This is a genomic window from Klebsiella sp. JN_Kp126 (genome assembly GCF_033843325.1).
In the GTDB taxonomy this organism is placed as follows: domain Bacteria; phylum Pseudomonadota; class Gammaproteobacteria; order Enterobacterales; family Enterobacteriaceae; genus Klebsiella; species Klebsiella michiganensis.
This window is the reverse complement of record NZ_JAWXQV010000016.1, coordinates 1-5,148: the sequence shown is the minus strand read 5'-3', so window position 1 is coordinate 5,148 and position 5,148 is coordinate 1. Positions and strand designations below refer to the sequence as shown.

The 5,148-nt window shown below is 60.6% G+C and carries 6 protein-coding genes and 1 pseudogene; 5 read left to right on the top strand and 2 right to left on the bottom strand.

Going from position 1 to position 5,148, the window contains the following annotated elements; translation table 11 throughout:
* Positions 1–157 (bottom strand): annotated as a pseudogene (locus SIK97_RS00845) (MASE1 sensor histidine kinase); the annotation flags it as partial.
* Positions 157–786 carry a response regulator transcription factor gene (locus SIK97_RS00840; protein ID WP_014228124.1) on the bottom strand — a complete coding sequence of 210 codons (630 nt, stop codon included), beginning with the start codon at positions 784–786 and terminating at the stop codon, positions 157–159. The pseudogene SIK97_RS00845 and the gene SIK97_RS00840, both read right to left, overlap by 1 nt.
* Before the next feature lie 341 nt (positions 787–1,127).
* Between SIK97_RS00840 and tauA the strand changes: the two genes are divergently transcribed.
* The 5 genes from tauA to SIK97_RS00815 form a co-directional block, all read left to right on the top strand.
* Positions 1,128–2,090: a taurine ABC transporter substrate-binding protein gene (tauA, locus tag SIK97_RS00835; RefSeq protein ID WP_057173910.1), complete on the top strand. Its 963-nt coding sequence runs from the start codon at positions 1,128–1,130 to the stop codon at positions 2,088–2,090.
* 11 nt (positions 2,091–2,101) lie between these two features.
* Positions 2,102–2,869: a taurine ABC transporter ATP-binding subunit gene (gene tauB / locus SIK97_RS00830; protein WP_004848135.1), complete on the top strand. Its 768-nt coding sequence runs from the start codon at positions 2,102–2,104 to the stop codon at positions 2,867–2,869.
* Positions 2,866–3,693, top strand: a complete 828-nt coding sequence (tauC, locus tag SIK97_RS00825) for a taurine ABC transporter permease TauC (protein WP_032694130.1) — start codon at positions 2,866–2,868, stop codon at positions 3,691–3,693. The genes tauB and tauC overlap by 4 nt, the downstream gene beginning before the upstream one ends.
* Positions 3,690–4,541, top strand: a complete 852-nt coding sequence (tauD, locus tag SIK97_RS00820) for a taurine dioxygenase (protein ID WP_032694131.1) — start codon at positions 3,690–3,692, stop codon at positions 4,539–4,541. Before tauC ends, tauD begins: the two co-directional genes overlap by 4 nt.
* Before the next feature lie 284 nt (positions 4,542–4,825).
* Positions 4,826–5,148: IS110 family transposase (locus SIK97_RS00815; protein WP_202019195.1), on the top strand; the 323-nt coding region annotated here is incomplete at its 3' end.

Sequence of the window (5,148 nt, the reverse complement as noted above, 5' to 3'; positions counted from 1 at the left end):
TTAGCAGCGCCAGATAGACGCCGTGCGGCAGGAACAGCGCCGCCTGCTGGCCGTTATGGGTCAGGTAAAACCCGAGCGTCCACAGCATCAGCCAGCCGCTTCCCCAGGCCAGCACGATGAACAGCGAGATGACGCTGTGGCGAAGGCTGCGCGACATTAATGACCCGCCAGCAGCTGGTGGTCGAGGGCGAAATGGACCAGATCAATGGTGCTGTGACACTGTAGTTTGCCCAGCACGTTGGCGCGATGGACGTGAACCGTTTTGTGGCTGAGCTCGAGCTTAAAGGCGATCTCCTTGACGCTGTCGCCTTTAACCAGCAAATCAAAGACTTCGCGTTCACGCGGGGTGAGCACTTCCAGCACCTGCGCCGGTTGCTCTCCGCCGCGCAGCGCCCGCAGCGCATCGGCGCACAGGTAGTGTCCGCCCATACCGACGGAACGCACCGCCTGGACCAACTCTTCCGGGCCGCAGCGTTTGGTCAGATAGCCGCTGGCGCCGGCATCGAGCGCGCTCTGCACGAAGGTGGGGGTGTCGTAAATGCTGAGAATAATAGCGCGGAACTGCGGCTTTTGCGCGCGCAGGCGCTTTAGCAGGCTCAGGCCGTTCTCATCCGGCATGGCGATATCCATGACCGCCACATCGACGTCGTCGCGCAGCAGCGCCGGCCAGGCTTCCGCCGCGCGGCTGAACTGGCCAACCACCTCGAGATCTTCTTCGAGGCTGAGTAACTGCGCAAAGCCTGAACGCACCACCACATGGTCATCGACCAGCACCACTCGAATCATGTTTCTTCTCTCTCAGCGCATCATGGTTCTATGATGCCTGCCGCCGCTGCGCTGGCAATCAATCAGGCGCAGTTATGCAACGAATGTAACAAAATCGCAATACACTTCATCCTTCAAGCTGCCTCTTTGTTGGCTTCGTTTGCCCGCCCCGGTCACTGACTTATGTCAGCTCCCGGGGACGAACAACCTTGCCGCCTCGATGCAGCATGAATGATTTTGTGTATAAGCATTGCCGATTTTTTTCTAAAAACGCTTTGTTCTTAGCAAGAATTTTTAATTACTTCATCAAACGCATCGCGCCGGAAATACTGCACCCATAACAACTATGGGAAGCAGACACTATGGCACTAAAATCGCGTATCACACTCATTGCCGCGCTGGCGCTGGCGGCGTTCCAGGCCCAGGCGGTCAACGTTACCGTGGCGTATCAGACCTCCGCCGAGCCGGCGAAAGTCGCCCAGGCGGACAACACCTTCGCCAAAGCAAGCGGGGCGACCGTCGACTGGCGCAAGTTTGACAGCGGCGCGAGCATCGTGCGGGCGCTGGCTTCCGGCGACGTGCAGATCGGCAACCTCGGCTCCAGCCCGCTGGCGGTCGCCGCCACCCAGCAGGTGCCGATTGAAGTCTTTCTGCTGGCCTCAAAGCTCGGTAACTCCGAAGCGCTGGTAGTGAAGAAGAGCATCACCAAACCGCAGGACCTGATCGGCAAACGCATCGCCGTGCCATTTATCTCCACCACCCACTACAGCCTGCTGTCGGCGCTGAAGCACTGGGGGATTAAACCGGGGCAGGTGCAGATCCTCAACCTGCAGCCGCCGGCGATTATTGCCGCCTGGCAGCGTGGCGACATTGACGGCGCCTACGTCTGGGCGCTGGCGGTTAACGCGCTGGAAAAAGACGGTACGGTTCTCACCGACTCGTCGCAGGTGGGCGAGTGGGGCGCGCCGACGCTGGACGTGTGGGTGGTACGCAAAGACTTTGCCGAAAAGCATCCTGACATCGTCAAAGCCTTCGCCAAAAGCGCCATTGACGCGCAGCAGCCCTATATCGCCAACCCGGATGAGTGGCTGAAGCAGCCGGAGAACATCAGCAAGCTGGCGCGCTTAAGCGGCGTACCGGAAGCCGACGTCCCGGGGCTGGTGAAAGGCAATACCTACCTGACCGCCGCCCAGCAGGCGCAGGAGCTGAACGGGCCGGTGAATAAAGCCATCATCGACACCGCTAAGTTCCTGAAAGAGCAGGGAAAAGTTCCCGCCGCCGGTAGCGACTACAGCCAGTACGTCACCGACCGTTTTGTGAAGTAAAGGAGGTCATGATGCTGCAAATCTCGCATCTTTCCGCCGATTACGGCGGTAAACCGGCGCTGGCGGATATCAACCTGACGCTGGACAGCGGCGAACTGCTGGTGGTCCTGGGGCCCTCCGGCTGCGGTAAAACCACGCTGCTGAACCTGATTGCCGGATTCGTGCCTTATCAGCACGGCAGTATCACCCTTGAAGGCCAGCGGGTTGAAGGGCCGGGCGCCGATCGCGGCGTGGTGTTTCAGCACGAAGGGCTGCTGCCGTGGCGCAACGTGCAGGATAACGTTGCGCTCGGGCTGCAGCTGGCCGGGGTCGACAAAACGCAGCGCCGGGCAACCGCCGCGCAGATGCTGAAAAAAGTGGGCCTCGAAGGGGCGGAAAAGCGCTTTATCTGGCAGCTCTCCGGCGGCCAGCGTCAGCGGGTAGGCATTGCCCGCGCGCTGGCGGCCAACCCGCAGCTGCTGCTGCTCGACGAGCCGTTTGGCGCGCTGGATGCCTTTACCCGTGAGCAGATGCAAACCCTGTTGCTCAGCCTGTGGCACGAGACCGGTAAGAAGGTGCTGCTGATTACCCACGATATCGAAGAGGCGGTGTTTATGGCCACCGAACTGGTACTGCTCTCGCCGGGGCCGGGCCGCGTGCTCGAACGGCTGCCGCTCGATTTTGGCCGCCGCTTCGTCGCCGGTGAATCCTGCCGCAGCATTAAATCGGACCCGCGGTTTATCGAACAGCGCGAATACGTCCTCAGCCGGGTATTTGAACAACGGGAGGCTTTCTCATGAGCGTGGTCATCAATGACAAACCGCGTCAGCGGGGGCTGAAGTGGCGCTGGCCGCTCTCGCGTCAGCTCAGCCTGAGCGTGGCGACCCTGGCGGTACTGCTGGCTATCTGGTGGGCCGTTGCCGCCCTGCAGCTGATTAGTCCGCTGTTTCTGCCGCCCCCGGGACAGGTATTGCAGAAACTTATCACTATTGCCGGTCCGCAGGGTTTTATGGACGCCACCCTCTGGCAGCACCTGGCGGCGAGCCTGACGCGTATCGTTATCGCGCTGCTGGCGGCGGTACTGCTCGGCGTGCCGGTGGGGATCGCCATGGGGCTGAGCCCCACGGTACGCGGGATCCTCGACCCGCTGATCGAGCTTTATCGCCCGGTGCCGCCGCTGGCCTATTTACCGCTGATGGTGATCTGGTTCGGCATCGGCGAGACCTCGAAGATCCTGCTGATCTACCTGGCGATATTCGCGCCGGTGGCGATGTCGGCGCTGGCGGGGGTTAAGAGCGCCCAGCAGGTGCGCATTCGCGCCGCGCAATCTTTAGGGGCCAGCCGGGCGCAGGTGCTGTGGCTGGTGATCCTGCCCGGCGCGCTGCCGGAGATCCTCACCGGCCTGCGCATTGGGCTCGGCGTGGGCTGGTCGACGCTGGTGGCCGCGGAGCTGATTGCCGCCACCCGCGGGTTAGGTTTTATGGTGCAGTCCGCCGGTGAGTTCCTCGCCACCGACGTGGTGCTGGCCGGGATCGCGGTGATTGCCATCATCGCCTTTTTACTGGAACTGGGGCTGCGCGCGCTGCAGCGTCGCCTGACGCCCTGGCATGGAGAAGTACAATGAGCGAACGTTTAAGCATTACCCCGCTGGGGCCGTATATTGGCGCGCAGGTATCCGGGGTCGACATCACCCGCCCGCTGAGCGACAACCAGTTTGAGCAGCTGTATCACGCGGTGCTGCGTCACCAGGTGGTGTTCCTGCGCGAGCAAAACATCACTCCCGAGCAGCAGCGGGATCTCGCCCTGCGCTTTGGCGACCTGCATATTCATCCGGTCTATCCGCACGCGCCCGGCGTGGATGAGATTATCGTGCTTGATACCCATGACGATAATCCGCCGGATAATGATAACTGGCACACCGATGTCACCTTTATTGAGACGCCGCCCGCCGGGGCGATCCTCGCGGCAAAAGAGCTGCCGTCAACCGGCGGCGATACCCTGTGGACCAGCGGCATTGCGGCCTATGAGGCGCTCTCCGCGCCTTTGCGCCAGCTGTTAAGCGGCCTGCGCGCGGAGCATGATTTTCGCAAATCGTTTCAGGAGTACAAATACCGTAAAAGCGAAGAGGAGCATCAGCGCTGGCTGGAGGCGGTCGCGAAAAATCCGCCGCTGCTGCATCCGGTGGTGCGCACCCATCCGGTGACCGGGAAGCAGGCGCTGTTTGTCAATGAGGGCTTTACCACCCGCATCGTTGACGTCACGGAGAAAGAGAGCGAGGCGCTGCTCGGCTTCCTGTTTGCTCACGTTACTAAACCGGACTTCCAGGTGCGCTGGCGCTGGCAGCCGAACGACGTGGCGATTTGGGATAACCGCGTCACCCAGCACTACGCCAACGCCGATTACCTGCCGCAGCGGCGCATTATGCACCGGGCGACGATTCTCGGGGATAAACCCTATTACCGGGCGGGGTAATGCTTGTAGCCCAGCCGCGCGCCGTGGAGAACATCGGAAGCGGTATTGCACGTGGCTTCCCGGAGGCGGCGCTTAACGCGCCTTGTCCGGGCTTGTATTATTAAAAAATCCAGAGAGAACCGGCCAGTTCCCTCTGGTGGTGGTCCGGATGCCGTGTCCGGGCTCAGACTTTTAGTCTGTTTGGTAGATCCCCGCACCAGACCACCGTTATCCACAAGTGATAAACCGAACAGTATCATGGACCGGTTCACCCGGTACCCCGTATTTGCAAGGATGGTTACACCATGGAAAACGAAATTCACTTTATTGGCATTGATGTTGCCAAAGCTAAACTCGATGTCGATATGTTGCGGCCTGATGGCCGTCACCGCAGCAAGAAATTTGCCAACACCCCCGGAGGTCATGACGAGCTCGTCAGCTGGTTGCAGGGACATCAGGTCATCCATGCCCATATCTGCATGGAAGCGACCGGGACGTATATGGAAGATGTCGCCGCTCATCTCTCTGACGCAGGGTATCAGGTCTCTGTTATCAATCCGATGCTCAGCAAAGCGTTCGTCCAGAGTCAGGGAATACGCAGCAAAACTGATACGGTGGATGCCCGCCA

What these genes read in the sequence shown, in the direction of transcription:
- SIK97_RS00840 (WP_014228124.1), bottom strand. Translation starts at nt 786, where the DNA reads ATGATTCGAGTGGTGCTGGTCGATGACCATGTGGTGGTGCGTTCAGGC.
- tauA (WP_057173910.1), top strand. Translation starts at nt 1,128, where the DNA reads ATGGCACTAAAATCGCGTATCACACTCATTGCCGCGCTGGCGCTGGCG.
- tauB (WP_004848135.1), top strand. Translation starts at nt 2,102, where the DNA reads ATGCTGCAAATCTCGCATCTTTCCGCCGATTACGGCGGTAAACCGGCG.
- tauC (WP_032694130.1), top strand. Translation starts at nt 2,866, where the DNA reads ATGAGCGTGGTCATCAATGACAAACCGCGTCAGCGGGGGCTGAAGTGG.
- tauD (WP_032694131.1), top strand. Translation starts at nt 3,690, where the DNA reads ATGAGCGAACGTTTAAGCATTACCCCGCTGGGGCCGTATATTGGCGCG.